Below are 14,546 nucleotides of genomic sequence, written 5' to 3'. Positions count from 1 at the left end.
AGGTCAAAGAAAAAGGAAGGCCAATCCTGCCCTGCGCAGATGACGGGCACATGACTGCCATGTGCCTGCAACAACCGGCGTGTTGACTGGCGCTTTCAGCGGCCACGGGAAGACAAGGATGGGGCGCAGGCGACAACGGGGCGCGGCACTGCTGATGGTGCTGGTGGTGCTGGCGATGCTGGCGGCGGGGCTGGCCTGGCTGGTGGAGGATGGCCGGCGCCAGGTGGATGCGGTGCGCCTGCTGCACCAGCGGGTGCAGGTGCGCGCCATGGAGCAGGCTGGCCTGGCCTATGCCTCCCAGGCCCTGCGTGATCCGGCCTGGCGCGCCAGCCCGCTGTTCTGGCAGGCCCTGCGTGGGCAGCCGCTGGCCTACGACTTTGGCGCCGGCGAGGCGCAGTTGCGGGTGATCGACCAGCACAGCTGCTTCAACGTCAACGCCCTGCTGGGGGAGGATGGCCCACGGGCCGAGCGCCAGTTGCGCCAGCTGTTGGGCGATGACATGGCTGCCGAACGGCTGGTCGATGCCCTGGCCGACTGGCTGGATGCCGACAGCGATGCTCGTCTGCAGGGCGCCGAGAGCGCCCAGTACCTGCGCCAGCAGCCACCGCGACTGGCGGCCAACCAGCCCATGCTCGACACCAGTGAACTGAACCTGCTGCTGGAGCCGGACAGTGGTCGGCAAGGCCGCTATCGAATGCTTTGCGCGCTGCCGTCGACCAGCGGCTGGCGGCTCAATGCCAATGCCTTGGGGCTGGAGCACTTGCCATTGCTGGAGGCGATGTACGAAGGACAGTTCTCCCGTTCGATACTCAGCCGCGTGATCAGTGGCCGCCCGGCGGCCGGGTATGTCGATGCCGCGGCCTTGCGCCAGGCGCTGGGGGCGGTGGATGACGAGACCTTCGCCCGGCTAAGCGAAGGGTTGTTGCTCAACAGCGGCCATTTCGTCCTGCAACTGTCGTTCGAGGAAGAGGGGCGCACGCTGCGCAGCCAGTTCCAGATCGAGGCGCTGGGCGTGGTGCAATGGCATGCGCGGGTGCCGGCGCAGCAGGTGCGGGTCAGGGGGCGGGAGCCGGTGGCCTGGTAGCAGACAATCGCAGGTTGTGCGCAATCTGTGTAGGAGCAGCCTTGCGTCGCGAAAGGGGCGCGCAGCGGCCCCAGATTCTGAGCCACCATCAAAATCGCCGGGGCTGCTGCGCAGCCCTTTCGCGACGCAAGGCCGCTCCTACAGTGACCGCGCTAGCTTTAGCAGTTGAGCAAGACAGTCGCTCCCACAAGGTGTACGCAAACCCTTGAGGGAGCGGCCCTGCGCTTGGGGCGAATCAGGCGGTGCCGATCTCCCCGCCATCATCACGCTGGATCACCACCGTCGAGGCCCGTGGCCGCACCGAGCTGCCGGCCGGCGTGACGTCGGTGGCCTTGTCGGTGCTCGGCCAGTTGTCCGGGTGCTGGATGTTGACGAACATGGTCTTGTTGTCCGGGGTGAAGGTAATGCCCGTTACCTCGCAACCATTGGGCCCGACGAAGAAGCGGCGCAGGTCCACCTGGTTGGTGGCGTTGACCGGGATCTGCTTGCCGTTGGCATCCACCAGGTCGGTGGGGATCACCGCCAGCAACTGGTCGTTGGTGTAGCTGGTCAAGGTGGCCTCGCCATTGTCGGTCTCGAACCACAACACACCGCGGCTATCGAAGCTCATGCCGTCGGGGCTGGCGAACTGGTTCAGTTCGGTCAGGCCCGAGCGGTTGATGTCTGGGGTGCCGGCGGCGTTGGCGCCGAACACGAAGATGTCCCAGGTGAAGGTCTTGTGATCGTCGCTGTCGTGCCAGCGGATGATGTGGCCGTGGCGGTTCGGCCCGCGTGGGTTGGCCGCATCGACCTTGGCCGCGGTGCGTGCGCTGTTGTTGGTCAGGGTCAGGTAGACGTCGCCGTTGAGCGGGTTGACGGCAGTCCACTCGGGGCGGTCCATCGGTGTGGCGCCCACGGCGTCGGCAGCACCACGGGTGTTGAGGATGATGCCCGGCAGGTCGCCGAACTGCGCCCCCAGGGTGCTGCCGGCGGTGGTTGGGGTGGCCACGTCGAGCAGCAGCCACGCGCCGGTGCCGTTGGCATCGAAGCGGGCGACATACAGCTTGCCCTTGTCCAGGTACTTGGCGCCGGTGGCCAGGCGGTCGGCCGGGTTGGCGTCGGCCGGGTCCCACAGCGCGTCGGAGACGAACTTGTACAGGTACTCGTTGTTGGAGTCGTCGCCGGTGTACCAGACCAGCGGCTTGCCGGCCACCGGCAGGCCCGGGCAGCAGCCTTCGTGGCGGAAACGGCCCAGGGCGGTGCGCTTCACGGCCAGGGTGGCGGCGTTGTAGGGGTCGATCTCGACGATGTAGCCGTAGGTGCTGGCTTCGTTGCGGAAGTCGTCGGTGGCGCTGGCGCCGGTTGGGGTGATGTCGAAGCGGGCGAATTCGCCGGCCACTTCGCTGGCGTCACCGGCGGCAGTCTCCCACTTGTACTGGCCGCTGCTGCTGGATACGCCGATGCGCACCTGGTTGGCCGGGCGGGTGCCCTTGTTGACGAAAATGCCGGGCCAGTTCTCCTCGCAGGTCAGGTAGGTGCCCCATGGGGTGTAGCCGTTGCCGCAGTTGTTGTTGGTGCCGCGGCACTGGGTGCCGGTGGGCGAGAACTTGGTCTTGACGTGGTCGGTGCCGCGCATCGGGCCGGCGATATCCATCAGCGAGACGGTAGTGAAGCGGCGGTTGAGCGGGTCGTTGTCGACCACCTGCCAGCGCCCGGCGACCTTGCTGATGCGCACCACGCCGGCGCCGTGGGCGTTGATCTCCTTGCGCACCTCTTCGACCGGGCGTTTGCCGGCGACGGTGGTGGGCCCGCTCGGGTGCAGGGCGGCGGTGTCGATGTACTCGAAGTTGATCGCCAGCAGGCCGTCGCTGGAGCTGCCGTTGATGGGGAAGAAGTGCATGCCGTCATGGTGCATGCCCATGGCGTTGGCCTGGTCGGTGGAGCTGTTGCTGCCGTCGGCCTTCCATGGGTTGGCGGTGGCGTTCAACGGTGTGCCCCAGGGCGCCAGGACGTAGGCGCTGTAGCCGGCGGCGACCACGCAGGCGTCGGTACGCGAGCCGGTGATCGAGTTGAAGCCCAGCTTGAGCTTGGGTTTCTCTGGCGTGGTGGGCGGTGCCGGATCATCGTGGTTGGAGCCACCGCCGCTGTCGAAGCAACCGGTCAGGCCGGCACCGGCGATCATGGCGATGGCGGCGCCGAGGCTGCCGCGAACCACGGCGCGACGGCTCAGGTAAGTGTCCATGACACTGGCCATCGGCAGGTTGCCGCTCGGGTTGCGGTCCAGGTTATCGCCGCTGTCTCGACTCATCAGGGTGTCCTTTTTTGGCTGAGTTGAAGGAAACCGCGACTGTAGACGGCAAGTATGATGATTGATTGTCAGATTTGTTAACGCGCGTTTAAAACTTGCGGCTATTACTAAAGGTTTAATCAAGTACCTTTTGGAATTACCGTCGGTTTTCTGCCATCAAACTGTCACGCAAGCGCCGCAATATCCGGGGCCCAACGAGAACAGGGATGGCGGAGTCGATGGCAAGCAGGCGCGAAGTGATCAGCTGGATGGGTGTCGGTGCCCTGGCACCGTTGCTCGGTGCCTGCTCGGCCTTGCCCATGCCCCGTGGCGCGGCTGACCGGGCGCTGGACCTGCTGTATGTCGCCGATACCCTCGACGCCCGCCAACCCGGCCAGGCCGTGGTGCCGGCTACACGGCTGGGGCCGGTCAGCCACCTGGGCCGGGCGCCCTGGATGAGTGGTCCGAACGCCAGCGCCGGACAGCCGGCGCTGGCGCCACTGCTCGATGCCAATCTGGCCGGGCAGGCCCGCACCGGCGGCTACGCGGTGTTGGCGGCGCTGCTCGAGCAACTGCGGCTCGAGGCGGGTCGCGAGCAGTGCCTGACCCTGGAGAACGGCCAATGCTGGAACGGCAGCGGCCTGGCCTACCTCACCCAAGGTGAAAGCGGTGTGCAGGGCAGCCAGTTGCTGGGCAGCGAGGTGCGGGTCAGCAGCGATGAGCGTGTGCTGTGGCCGCAGCGCAGTGCCGGGCTCTATCGCCAGTCTTCCTCTATTACCCTCGGTGCCGGCCTGGCCGATGCCCAGGCCAAGGCCCTGGGCGTCAAGGGGCTGCAGGTGTTCCAGCGTGGTGGTGTGCGCATTGCCGTGGTCGGCGTCACCGACCCTTATGCGCAGGATCAGAAAGCCTCCCTCAAACAGTGGTACCAATCCTTGCAACCGAGCTTCCAGCAAGCCCGGCGCGAGGCCGACCTGGTGGTGGCGCTGGCGGATGTCGGCACCGGCCCTGGGCTGTGGCTGGCCGAGCGCGTGCCGGAGGTGGATGTGCTGCTGTGTGCCCGTGGCCAGGACCTGTGGCCGGCGCCCGTGCAGGCCATTCAGGCCAGCGGTCGCCGAGTGCCGGTACTGTTCGCTGGCTGCCGGGCCAGCGGCGCGTTTCGTCTGCGCTGCCGCCAGGCGGGCGATCAGTGGCAGTTCGAGGCGCGCTTCTTCCCGGCCTTCGAGCACAGCCTCGGGCCTCAGGCGATGGCCCGCGCCAACCTGTTGCGCGGCGAGTTGCAGCGCCAGCGCAGTGGCTATGCCGCCTGGCTCGATCAGCCGTTGGCGCACGCCCCCGAGGCGCTGTGGCGCCGCGATACCCGTGGCGGCAGCTGGGACCGCCTGCTGCACCAGGCCCTGGCCGACGACTCGAGCATGCCGGTGCTGCTGCCCGGTCTGCGTTACGACTACCCTCTGCAAGCCGGTGAAGCGATCACCCGCGAGCATCTGATCAGCCTGACTGGCGGCTATCCCGCCCCGGTGGTCGAGGCCCCGGCGCGCCAGGTCGAGCAGGTGCTGGAAAACGCCGCCGAGCAGCTGTTCGGCGATCCGTTGCTGCTGGACAACAGCCAGGACCTGCCGCGCTGGCAAAGCCAGGGCTGGCAGGTCAGCTACAGCCCCAACGGCAAGCGCATCATCGGCCTGCAACCGGTCGAAGGGCTGTGCCGTACCTTCGGTCTGCATTTCGATGCCCAGGCCGGCGCGCCGCTGTGGCAGACGTTGGAAGCCTGGCTGAGCCGACAGACTCCGGGCTGGGCCTTGGCGCCTTTGCAACTGCCAGCCGTGCGCTACGTGCAGGGCCACCCCGGTTGGCATCCGCACCAGGTGGCCGCGTGACCTCGCGGCTGTTCAGCTTCGGTCTGCTGACCCTGGCCGGCTGGCTGGCGGCGCAGTGCGTGCTGCTGCTGAGCCGTCAGCCGCAGCCGGCTAGCGCGCCTCAGCAGGTATTGGCGCCGTTGCCCGGCTTGCTGGTCGAGCATTGGCAGGCGCCGCTGGACGACGGCAGCATCCCGCTCACTCGCTTGCCCCTGGTCTACCTGGGTGGGCTCAAGGCCCAGCCGCTGTCGGCCAGCGTGGTGGTACTGCGGCACGGCCAGCAGGTGCGCACCCTCGGCCGTGGCCAGCGCCTGGCGCCGGGCATCGTGCTGCAGGACATCGACGCCGATGGCTTGATTTTCGACAACAACGGCCGGCGCGAGCGCCTGCCCTGGCCACCACGCCCCGCCGTGACCGGCTTAAAGCGCCAAGGATGAATGATGATCGCAAGGTACTGTCTGGTCGGGCTGCTGATGCTCGGCATGTCCCTGGCCCGGGCCGAAGAGCCGGAGGTGTTCGCCGACGACGGCACGCCGTTGTACGAGGTGAACTTCGTCGACACCGAGCTCGGTGAGTTCATCGACAGCGTGTCGCGCATCACCGGCACCACCTTCATCGTCGACCCCCGGGTACAGGGCAAGGTCACCGTGCGCACGGTGGATCGGCATGACGCCGACGCTATCTACGACATCTTCCTTGCACAGTTGCGCGCCCAGGGTTTTGCCGCGGTGGACCTGCCCAACGGTAGCGTGAAGATCGTCCCCGACCAAGCCGCGCGCCTGGAGCCGGTGCCGGTGGAAACCGCCGGCAAGAAGGCCGAAGGCAGCGACGGCGTGGCCACCCGTGTGTTCAATGTGCGCAACGCCGCCAGCGAACAGATGCTCGGTATCCTCAAGCCGCTGATCGACCCACGGGTCGGGGTGATCACCCCGTATCCGGCGGCCAACCTGCTGGTGGTCACTGACTGGCGCAGTAACCTGGAGCGCATCGACAGCCTGCTGCGCCAGCTCGACCAGGTCAGCGACGAGCCGTTGCAGGTGATGCCGCTCAAGCACGCCAGCGCCGCCGACACCGCTGGCCTGGTGACCCGCCTGCTGGCCCGCGAGCAGGGCAGCGATGCCGCCCAGGTGGTCGCCGATCCGCGCAGCAATGCCCTGCTGGTACGCGGTAGCGCCGACAGCCGGGAGCGGGTGCGGGCGCTGCTGGCGCAGCTCGACCGGCCCAGCGACAGTCGGCGCAGCAGCAACACCCAGGTCATCTATCTGCGCCACGCCAATGCCGCCGAGGTGGTCAAGGTGCTGCGCGGCCTGAGCCAGGCTGGCACGGTGCCGGCGGCGGAAGGCGAGGGCAAGGATGCGCCCGTCCCGGCGGCCAGCGACTCGGGTATCCGCCTGGAGTACGAGGAAGGCACCAACGCCGTGGTGATGGTTGGCCCCGACAGCGAGCTGGCCGCCTACCGCAGCATCGTCGAGCAGCTGGACATTCGCCGGGCGCAGGTGGTGGTCGAGGCGATCATCGCCGAGGTCTCCGACAGCAGCGCCCAGGAACTGGGCGTGCAGTGGCTGTTCGCCGACGAGAAATTCGGCGCCGGCATCGTCAACTTCGGCGGCAACGGGGTGAACATCGCCAGCATCGCCGGGGCCGCCAGCAGCGGCGACAACGAGAAACTCGGCAAGCTGCTGTCGGCCACCACTGGCGCCACCGCCGGTATCGGCCACTTCGGCGGCGGTTTCAACTTTGCCATGCTGGTCAACGCACTCAAGGGCAAGAGCGGCTTCAACCTGCTGTCCACGCCGACCCTGTTGACCCTGGACAACGCCGAGGCATCGATACTGGTCGGGCAGGAGGTGCCGTTCGTCACCGGCTCGGTCACCCAGAACAACGCCAATCCCTACCAGACCATCGAGCGCAAGGAAGTCGGGGTGAAGCTGCGCATCAAGCCGCAGATCAGCATCGACGACAGCGTGCGCCTGGACATCGTCCAGGAGGTGTCGTCGATCGCCGACTCCAGCGCCGCCAGCGACGTGATTACCAACAAGCGCGAGATCAAGACCAAGGTCATGGTCGAGGACAACGGCCTGGTGATCCTTGGCGGGCTGATCAGCGACGAGCTGGCCACCAGTAATCAGCGCGTGCCGCTGCTGGGCGATATTCCCTACCTGGGCCGGCTGTTCCGCTCCGACGCCAGCAAGAACACCAAGCAGAACCTGATGGTGTTCATCCGCCCGCGCATCCTGCGTGACGGCGAGAGCCTGGCCGGGATCAGCCAGCAGAAGTACCAGAGCCTGCAGCAGAACAGTCCGCTCAAGCTGCCTGCCTTGGCTGAAGGCCTGCCGCTTCTGCAGGTGTTTCCCGCCAGTCGGGCACGCCTTGAAGGCGGTGACTGGTGATGCTGCCATATCGCCTGGCACGGCAGAGCGGGGTGGCCATGGCACCGGCTGAAAACGGCTGGCAGCTGTGGCTGCGCGGCGACGCCGACAGTGACCAATTGCAGGAACTGCTGCGCGTGCATGGCCAGCCGGTAGGCATCGAGCAGCTCGACAGCGCGCGCTTCGACGAGCGCCTCGGCCAGCTTTACCAGGCCGGCGAGGCGGCGAACCAGGCCTTGATCGAAGGCATCGGCGAGCAGGTCGACCTGGACAGCCTGATGAGCGAGATGCCGCGCATCGAGGACCTGCTGGAAAGCGATGACGAAGCGCCGGTGATCCGCCTGATCAATGGCCTGTTCGGCCAGGCCCTGCGTTTGCGCGCCTCAGACATCCATATCGAAACCTTCGAGCAGAGCCTGGTGGTGCGCCTGCGCATCGACGGTCATCTGCGCGAGGTGCTGCGCCCGCCACGGGCGTTGTCGGCGATGCTGGTGTCGCGGATCAAGGTCATGGCGCGGCTGGATATCGCCGAGAAGCGCCAGCCCCAGGATGGCCGTATCACCCTGCGCGCCGCTGGGCGCGAGGTGGATGTGCGGGTCTCGACCTTGCCCGGCATCCATGGCGAGCGGGTGGTGATGCGCGTGCTCGACAAGCAGGCCAGCCTGCTGGCGCTGGACAACCTGGGCATGCCCGCCGCGGTGCTGCGTGGCGTGCGTTCATGCCTGGCACGGCCCAACGGCATCGTGCTGTCCACCGGCCCCACCGGTTCGGGCAAGACCACCACGCTGTACGCCAGCCTCAACAGCCTGAATGACGGCAGCCGCAATATCCTCACCGTCGAGGACCCGGTGGAGTACGCCATCGCCGGCATCGGTCAGACCGCCATCAACCCGCGTGCCGGGCTGACCTTTGCCAGTGGCTTGCGCGCCATCCTGCGCCAGGACCCGGACGTGATCATGCTGGGCGAGATCCGCGACCAGGAGACCGCGCAGATCGCCGTGCAGGCCAGCCTCACCGGGCATCTGGTGCTGTCGACCCTGCATACCAACAGTGCCGTCGGCGCGGTGACCCGCCTGCGCGACATGGGCATCGAGCCGTTCCTGATTGCCTCGTGCCTGCGTGGGGTGCTGGCCCAGCGCCTGGTGCGGCGCCTGTGCACCTGCGCGGTGGCGCAGCCGCTGCAAAGCGCCGAGCGTGAACTGTGGCCGGAACTGGGCAGCCTGCGCGAAAGCTTTCACCCGGTTGGCTGCGAGCACTGCCAGGGCAGCGGCTATGTCGGCCGGCTGGGGCTGTACGAGTTCATCGAGCTGGATGCTGGCTTGGTTGCCTTGCTCTACGACGGCGAGAGCGAACTGGCCATGCAGGCCTACCTGGATGGCCGCCGGCAGAGCCTGGTGGCTGAGGCCCGCGACTGCCTGGCCCGTGGCGAGACCAGCCTGGCCGAAGTGCTGCGCGTGGTGCAGGGCTAGCCATGCCGACCTATCGCTACCAGGCCGTGGATCTTGCCGGCAAGACGCACAAGGCCAGCGTGCAGGCCGACAGCGAGCGCCATGCGCGGCAATTGCTGCGCGAGCAGGGGCTGTTCACCCGGCACTTGCAACGTCACGACAGCGCCCAGCCACGTCGTCAGCGCCCGACCCGCGGCCAACTGTGCGAGCTGACCCGCCAATTGGCGACCTTGGTTGGCGCTGGCATCCCCCTGGTCGATGCCCTTGCCACACTGGAGCGGCAACTGCGCCAGCCGGCCTTGCACGCGGTGCTGGTGGCCTTGCGCGGTTCCCTCGCCGAGGGCCTGGGGCTGGCGCGTAGCCTGGCGCGACAGGGCGCGCCGTTCACCGGTTTGTATTGCGCGCTGGTCGAGGCCGGCGAGCGGTCCGGGCGCCTTGGTCAGGTACTGAGCCGTCTGGCAGATCATCTCGAACAAATGCAGCGCCAGCGCCACAAGGCACGCACCGCGCTGATCTACCCGGCGGTGCTGATGGGCGTGTCGCTGGCCGTGGTGGTCGGCCTGATGACCTTCGTGGTGCCCAAGCTCACCGAGCAGTTCGCCCACTCCGGGCAGAGCCTGCCTTTGATCACGTCGCTACTGATCGGCTTGAGCCAGGGGCTGGTGCAGGCCGGCCCCTATCTGCTGGCACTGGCGATCCTGGCCACGCTGTTGGGCGGCTGGCTGCTGCGCAAGCCGCACTGGTGCCTGCGCCGCGACGACCTGCTGCTGCGCCTACCGCGTATCGGCGTGCTGCTGCAAGTGCTGGAGAGCGCGCGCCTGGCGCGCAGCCTGGCGATCCTCTGCGGCAGCGGCGTGGCCCTGCTCGAAGCCTTGCAGGTGGCTACCGAGACGGTCGGCAACCGGCGCATCCGCGCGGCCATGGAGCAGGTGCGCCAGCAGGTTCAGGGTGGCACCAGCCTGCAGCGGGCGCTGGACAACGCCGGGGAATTTCCGCCGCTGCTGGTGAACATGGTCGGCAGCGGCGAGGCCAGCGGTACCTTGGCCGACATGCTCGAACGGGTGGCCGACGACCAGGAACGCGGCTTCGCCCGCCAGGTGGACACCGCCATGGCGCTGTTCGAACCGCTGATGATCCTGGTGATGGGCGCCGTGGTGCTGTTCATCGTGCTGGCGGTGCTGCTGCCGATCATGCAGCTCAACCAGGGATTGCAACTGTGACTAGGAGAACATCGATGCTGCAACGAGCTAACCGTCAGCGGGGCTTCACGCTGATGGAAATCATGGTGGTGATCTTCATCATCGGCCTGCTGATCGCCGTGGTCGCGCCCAGCGTGCTGGGCAACCAGGACAAGGCCATGAAGCAGAAAGTCATGGCCGACCTCGCGACCCTGGAGCAGGCGCTGGACATGTACCGCCTGGACAACCTGCGTTTCCCCAGCAACGAACAGGGCCTGGCGGCGCTGGCGAAGAAGCCGACCCAGGAACCGCTGCCACGCAGTTGGCGCAGTGACGGCTATATCCGCCGCCTGCCGGAAGATCCGTGGGGCACCCCGTACCAGTACCGCATGCCCGGCGAGCATGGTCGGGTCGATGTGTATTCGCTGGGCGCCGATGGCGTGCCGGGCGGCGAAGGGCTGGATGCCGATCTGGGCAACTGGGCGCTCTGAGTTGATCAAGCCTGAGGCCCACTCCCTCCAGCGCGGTTTCAGCCTGCTCGAACTGCTGGTGGTGCTGGCCATCGCCGCCTTGATGACCACCCTGGCCGTGGCCTGGCTCGACAGCGGCAGAAGCAGTGTCGACCAAGCACTCGATCGCCTGGCTGCCGCCACCGTGGCCCAGGCTGACCTGGCGCGCCATGCCGGGCAGTTGCGCGGGCTGCGCTGGAACGGCCAACGCCCCGAGTTCGTCCGTCGGCAAGGCGAGCACTGGCAGGTGGAAAGCGTGGCACTGGGTGATTGGCCCAAGGGCCTGCGGCCGGACTGGGCAGCCAGCCAGGCACCAGCGCTGTTGTTCACCCCCGATGGCTGGTCACGCCCGGGCACTGTGCGCTGGCGCTGGGCCGAGGGCGGTCAGCGCTGGGACTGGGACCGCGGCGGGCAGTTGCGCGTGAGCGCGATGCCATGAAGCGCCGGCAACGCGGCTTCACCCTGTTGGAGGTGAGCGTGGCCCTGGGCATCGCCGCCGTCCTGGCGGTGATTACCAGCCAGGTCCTGCGCCAGCGCCTGGCGGTCCAGGAAACCGTGCAGCAGCATCGCCTGGGCCTGCTGTGCGCCCGTGAGCTGCAGGCACGCTTCGTGGTCGAGCAGTATTGGCCAGCGAGCAACCAGGACAACGGCGTGCTGGTGCAGGGCGGGCAGGCCTGTCATTGGCAGTTGCAGTTGCGCCGTACCAATGTGCGCGACCTGCGCCGTGGCGAACTGCTGTTGCATGCCGATCGTGACCAGCGCCTGCCGCTGGGGCAGTTCACTGTGTTCCTGGAGCGGCCATGAAACGGCGCCAGGCGGGCATGACCCTGATCGAACTGCTGGTGGCCCTGGCCCTCACGGCCTTGCTCGGGGTGATGCTGTCGGCGCTGGTCAACGGCTGGCTGAAGGTGCGCGAGCGGCTCGATGAGCAGGTTCGGGAAACCGGCGTGCTGGACTTCTGCCTGGCCCTGGAGCGGCGCTTCGACAGCCCGCTGCTGCGCCGTCTGTACGAGCAGCGCCTGCCGCTGGCGGTGCGCTGGTTCGACTGGCAGCCCGACCGCCAGCAACTGCTATGGGTGGCCGCCGCGGCCTGGCCGCAGGCCGAGGGCGGTTCGCGTCTGCAGCGCCAGCGCCTGCGTTTCGAGGCGCGTGAGCAACGCCTGCTACTGGAAACCTCGGCGGACCTGTATGCGGCATCGCTGCCCCATTGGGTGGCGCGTGAGCGCCTGGAACGGGTCAGCGCCATGGGCGTCCTCTATTACCAGTCCGGCCGTTGGCTGGCCTGGCCTTCCGATCAACCGACGCACCCCGGACGTGGCGTGCGCGTGGAGTTAGTCCGTGATGGAGCACCCTTTGCCTGCACCTTCGTTCTGCCTTGGGGACGTTCATGAAACTTGATTGGCGACGCCGTGTTCCGGCCCGGCCTTGGTTGCTGGTACGTCCCGGCGCGGTCTGGGATTGGTTGCTGGTCGAGCAGGGCGTTGCGGCGCGACAAGGCCGGGGCCAACCCCCGGTCGGGCTCGAGTCGCGCGTCGCCTTGATCGTGCCCGCCGAGCATTGCAGCCATTTCCAGCTTGCCGCGCCGCCGGGGCTCAAGCGTGAGGAGTGGCCTTTGCTGCTTGAAGAGCGGCTGGTTCAGGCCAGCGACGAGGTGGCGTGCGCGAGCATCGGTCGCCACGTCGGGCAGCTGCGCTTATGGGCAGTCAGCAACCTGTTGGTGGCCCAATGGCGTGGGCAATGCGACGCATGGGGTTTGGCGCTGGAGCGCTGCTGGGCTGAGTTTCAGTTGTTGCCCGACCCCGAGCAGGGCGAAGTCTGGCAGTGGCAGCGTGGGGAAACGGAGCTTTATCAAGGGCGCGATGAGCAGGGCAGGGCACATTGGCTGGCCTGGCCTCGGCAACTAGGCATGATGCCTGCGTTGGACGGCTTGCAAGGGACGAGACGCAGCGTGACGGGCAACTGGCCGCAGACCTTGGCCCGCCTCGATGGCTTGCCAGGCCTGTTCGAGGCTCGCCGCGGCCGTGCGCGCCCTCGCTGGTCTACTGCCCAGCAGCGCCTGGCAGTGGCCTGCCTGCTACTGGCCACCACCTGGAGTGGGCTGTGGTGCACCCAGCAGTGGCGTCAGGCCCAGCTGTACCGCGATCAGGTAGTGGCGCTGACCGCTGAGCGAGCCACGCCAGGCCAGGCGGCCCAGGCCCTCAGGCGGCTGCGCGAGGCTCAGCAGGACGCTCAGGTGCGTCTGGCCCAGCTCGAGGGCTTGCAAGCCCATGTGCAGGGTTGGCTGGCCGATCACCCCGCTTGGCGATTGCGTGCGCTGGACTACGACGGCCAGCGTTGGCGGTTGTCCCTCGATGGGGAGGGCGAGGCGGCGCCCTGGCAGGCAATGGCCGAGGCGGTTGGCGCGCAGGTGCGGGTCGAGGACGATGCGCGCCAGGTGGTGTTCGAGCTGGGAGCAGCGTCATGAATCGGCAATGGTTGCAGCGCCAGCGGCTGTCGCTGGCGTGGGGGGTGGTGGCGCTGCTGGTGTTTGCTTTGGCGCTGCGCGAGGGCTTGGGCTACTGGCGCGACTTGCAACAGTGGCGGGTGCTCGCCGAGTCGGTGGCTGGGCTGCGCGCGTCGCCAAAGCTGAGCCTGGAGCGTCTGCGCCAGTCGGCCCAGGCCCGAGGCATCGGCCTGGACGAGGTGCAGCCCGAAGGTGAGGGCTGGCAGGTTCGTGGCAAGGTTACCCAGGCCCAGGCCCTGCAAGCTTGGCTGCAAGCCCTGCGTGAAGACGGCGCGCAGCCGCTGCAATGGGCGTTGGCGCGCGAAGCTGATGGCTTGCGTTTCGTTGTACAGGTGCGGCCATGACCCGGCGCGGCGCGGCCTGGCTGTGCCTGGTGTTCTGCCTGACTGTGCTGGCCGAGCTGCCGGTCAGTTGGCTGGGGCTGCCGGCGCAAGGCGTGGTCGGTAGCCTGTGGCAGGGGCAGGCGAGCCAGTGGGGAGCGGTCGGACCACTGAGGTGGGAACTGCAGCCATGGCGCATGCAGGCGCATATCGCGTTCAGCTTCCAGGGGCAGGGATGGCAGGCGCGTATCAGCGGCTGGCCCTGGCGCTGGCAGGGTAGCCTTGCGACGCTGGGTGGGCAAGCCAGCACGGCGCAGGGCTATCGTCTGGCCGGGCACTGGCAAGGGGCGTTGCAGGTACAGGGCGCGGGGCGGGTGTGCCAGGCGGCGAGTGGACGAATCACGGTGAATGACCTGGCCCTGGCCGAGCCCTGGTCGCTGGGCCTGGGCCAGGGCGCGATCGAAATGACCTGCCAGGGCGGGTGGCGATTGACAGGCAACCTGGGGCTGGCTGGGCAGCATGCGCTGGCGCTGGATGCCGACCTGCTGGCGCGGCGGGCGCGCTTGAACATCGAGGTGCGGCCTGATGCGGCGCTGACGCCGGTGTTGCGGGGTGTGCAGTGGCTGGGTGTGGACGCCCTGCGGGGGCAGCGGGAGGTTCGCTGGTGAGTCGTGCTCGAAGGCGTTATTGATTTATTCGAATCCATCAACTCGAAAGGTCTGGCACTGTCGCTGAGCTGTAAGAATTTTCATGCGATTGAGGCCAATTAATAACCGATTGGTTTGTTTAAAAAGCCTTTTGCCTGCTTAGTCTGTGATGCCTCGTCTTCTTCGGATCGATGCAGGAAGAACGGCTAATGTACAGACAGTCAGATCTACGTTTCAGTTTTCAGCCTTTGAATCAGTTTTTGAGCAACGCCTGGCTCAGGCGCTTTGATTTGCCATCGGGAGCCGCACTCCCCGTGACCCCGCCTCAATACCGCTGGGTACCGCAAGCCGAGCGGGAGGAAACTGCCC

At 67.4% G+C, this 14,546-nt stretch carries 14 protein-coding genes; 13 read left to right on the top strand and 1 reads right to left on the bottom strand.

The annotated features are described in order from the left end of the window. Positions 1-118: 118 nt before the first annotated feature. Positions 119-1,084 carry a type II secretion system minor pseudopilin GspK gene (gene gspK, locus ACODS5_RS11315; RefSeq protein ID WP_489108703.1) on the top strand — a complete coding sequence of 322 codons (966 nt, stop codon included), beginning with the start codon at positions 119-121 and terminating at the stop codon, positions 1,082-1,084. A 235-nt stretch (positions 1,085-1,319) separates the two neighbouring features. Here gspK and ACODS5_RS11310 read toward each other — a convergent pair whose 3' ends face one another. Continuing rightward, positions 1,320-3,371, bottom strand: a complete 2,052-nt coding sequence (locus ACODS5_RS11310) for a PhoX family protein (RefSeq protein ID WP_489108702.1) — start codon at positions 3,369-3,371, stop codon at positions 1,320-1,322. Positions 3,372-3,577: 206 nt separating this feature from the next. On the opposite strand from ACODS5_RS11310, the gene ACODS5_RS11305 reads away from it, so the two are divergent. Genes ACODS5_RS11305 through ACODS5_RS11250 form a run of 12 tightly spaced genes read left to right on the top strand, consistent with a single transcriptional unit; the run spans position 3,578 to position 14,198 of the window. Continuing rightward, positions 3,578-5,224 (top strand): bifunctional UDP-sugar hydrolase/5'-nucleotidase, encoded by a 1,647-nt coding sequence (locus tag ACODS5_RS11305; protein ID WP_489108701.1) that lies wholly within the window; start codon positions 3,578-3,580, stop codon positions 5,222-5,224. Continuing rightward, positions 5,221-5,640, top strand: coding sequence for a pilus assembly protein PilZ (locus ACODS5_RS11300; protein ID WP_489108700.1), 420 nt, complete (start codon positions 5,221-5,223; stop codon positions 5,638-5,640). Before ACODS5_RS11305 ends, ACODS5_RS11300 begins: the two co-directional genes overlap by 4 nt. A gap of 3 nt (positions 5,641-5,643) precedes the next feature. After that, entirely contained in the window at positions 5,644-7,593 is a 1,950-nt protein-coding gene (gspD, locus tag ACODS5_RS11295) for a type II secretion system secretin GspD (RefSeq protein ID WP_489108699.1), read from the top strand. Continuing rightward, a complete protein-coding gene (locus ACODS5_RS11290) occupies positions 7,593-9,041 on the top strand; it encodes a GspE/PulE family protein (RefSeq protein WP_489108738.1) in 1,449 nt (482 codons plus the stop codon). Before gspD ends, ACODS5_RS11290 begins: the two co-directional genes overlap by 1 nt. Before the next feature lie 2 nt (positions 9,042-9,043). Continuing rightward, positions 9,044-10,240, top strand: coding sequence for a type II secretion system inner membrane protein GspF (gene gspF / locus ACODS5_RS11285; protein ID WP_489108698.1), 1,197 nt, complete (start codon positions 9,044-9,046; stop codon positions 10,238-10,240). Positions 10,241-10,254: 14 nt separating this feature from the next. Then, positions 10,255-10,689 carry a type II secretion system major pseudopilin GspG gene (gene gspG / locus ACODS5_RS11280; protein ID WP_489108697.1) on the top strand — a complete coding sequence of 145 codons (435 nt, stop codon included), beginning with the start codon at positions 10,255-10,257 and terminating at the stop codon, positions 10,687-10,689. A 1-nt stretch (position 10,690) separates the two neighbouring features. Continuing rightward, positions 10,691-11,146, top strand: coding sequence for a type II secretion system minor pseudopilin GspH (gene gspH, locus ACODS5_RS11275; protein ID WP_489108696.1), 456 nt, complete (start codon positions 10,691-10,693; stop codon positions 11,144-11,146). Next, on the top strand, positions 11,143-11,511 hold the full coding sequence (locus ACODS5_RS11270) for a type II secretion system protein (RefSeq protein WP_134691645.1): 369 nt from the start codon (positions 11,143-11,145) through the stop codon (positions 11,509-11,511). Before gspH ends, ACODS5_RS11270 begins: the two co-directional genes overlap by 4 nt. Then, positions 11,508-12,098: a prepilin-type N-terminal cleavage/methylation domain-containing protein gene (locus ACODS5_RS11265; RefSeq protein WP_489108695.1), complete on the top strand. Its 591-nt coding sequence runs from the start codon at positions 11,508-11,510 to the stop codon at positions 12,096-12,098. Before ACODS5_RS11270 ends, ACODS5_RS11265 begins: the two co-directional genes overlap by 4 nt. After that, positions 12,095-13,171: a type II secretion system protein GspL gene (locus tag ACODS5_RS11260; protein ID WP_489108694.1), complete on the top strand. Its 1,077-nt coding sequence runs from the start codon at positions 12,095-12,097 to the stop codon at positions 13,169-13,171. Before ACODS5_RS11265 ends, ACODS5_RS11260 begins: the two co-directional genes overlap by 4 nt. Then, entirely contained in the window at positions 13,168-13,554 is a 387-nt protein-coding gene (gspM, locus tag ACODS5_RS11255) for a type II secretion system protein GspM (protein ID WP_134691642.1), read from the top strand. Before ACODS5_RS11260 ends, gspM begins: the two co-directional genes overlap by 4 nt. Then, positions 13,551-14,198 carry a hypothetical protein gene (locus ACODS5_RS11250; RefSeq protein WP_489108693.1) on the top strand — a complete coding sequence of 216 codons (648 nt, stop codon included), beginning with the start codon at positions 13,551-13,553 and terminating at the stop codon, positions 14,196-14,198. Before gspM ends, ACODS5_RS11250 begins: the two co-directional genes overlap by 4 nt. Positions 14,199-14,546 lie beyond the last annotated feature (348 nt).

It is taken from the genome of Pseudomonas sp. FG47 (assembly GCF_057809115.1).
Note: the sequence above shows the minus strand (reverse complement) of the source record. Positions and strands in the feature narration are given on the sequence as shown.

Coding starts and splice junctions, on each gene's coding strand:
- ACODS5_RS11250 (WP_489108693.1), top strand. CDS start 13,551: ATGACCCGGCGCGGCGCGGCCTGGCTGTGCCTGGTGTTCTGCCTGACT.
- gspF (WP_489108698.1), top strand. CDS start 9,044: ATGCCGACCTATCGCTACCAGGCCGTGGATCTTGCCGGCAAGACGCAC.
- ACODS5_RS11290 (WP_489108738.1), top strand. CDS start 7,593: ATGCTGCCATATCGCCTGGCACGGCAGAGCGGGGTGGCCATGGCACCG.
- ACODS5_RS11265 (WP_489108695.1), top strand. CDS start 11,508: ATGAAACGGCGCCAGGCGGGCATGACCCTGATCGAACTGCTGGTGGCC.
- ACODS5_RS11305 (WP_489108701.1), top strand. CDS start 3,578: ATGGCGGAGTCGATGGCAAGCAGGCGCGAAGTGATCAGCTGGATGGGT.
- gspK (WP_489108703.1), top strand. CDS start 119: ATGGGGCGCAGGCGACAACGGGGCGCGGCACTGCTGATGGTGCTGGTG.
- ACODS5_RS11260 (WP_489108694.1), top strand. CDS start 12,095: ATGAAACTTGATTGGCGACGCCGTGTTCCGGCCCGGCCTTGGTTGCTG.
- gspD (WP_489108699.1), top strand. CDS start 5,644: ATGATCGCAAGGTACTGTCTGGTCGGGCTGCTGATGCTCGGCATGTCC.
- ACODS5_RS11270 (WP_134691645.1), top strand. CDS start 11,143: ATGAAGCGCCGGCAACGCGGCTTCACCCTGTTGGAGGTGAGCGTGGCC.
- ACODS5_RS11310 (WP_489108702.1), bottom strand. CDS start 3,371: ATGAGTCGAGACAGCGGCGATAACCTGGACCGCAACCCGAGCGGCAAC.
- gspM (WP_134691642.1), top strand. CDS start 13,168: ATGAATCGGCAATGGTTGCAGCGCCAGCGGCTGTCGCTGGCGTGGGGG.
- gspG (WP_489108697.1), top strand. CDS start 10,255: ATGCTGCAACGAGCTAACCGTCAGCGGGGCTTCACGCTGATGGAAATC.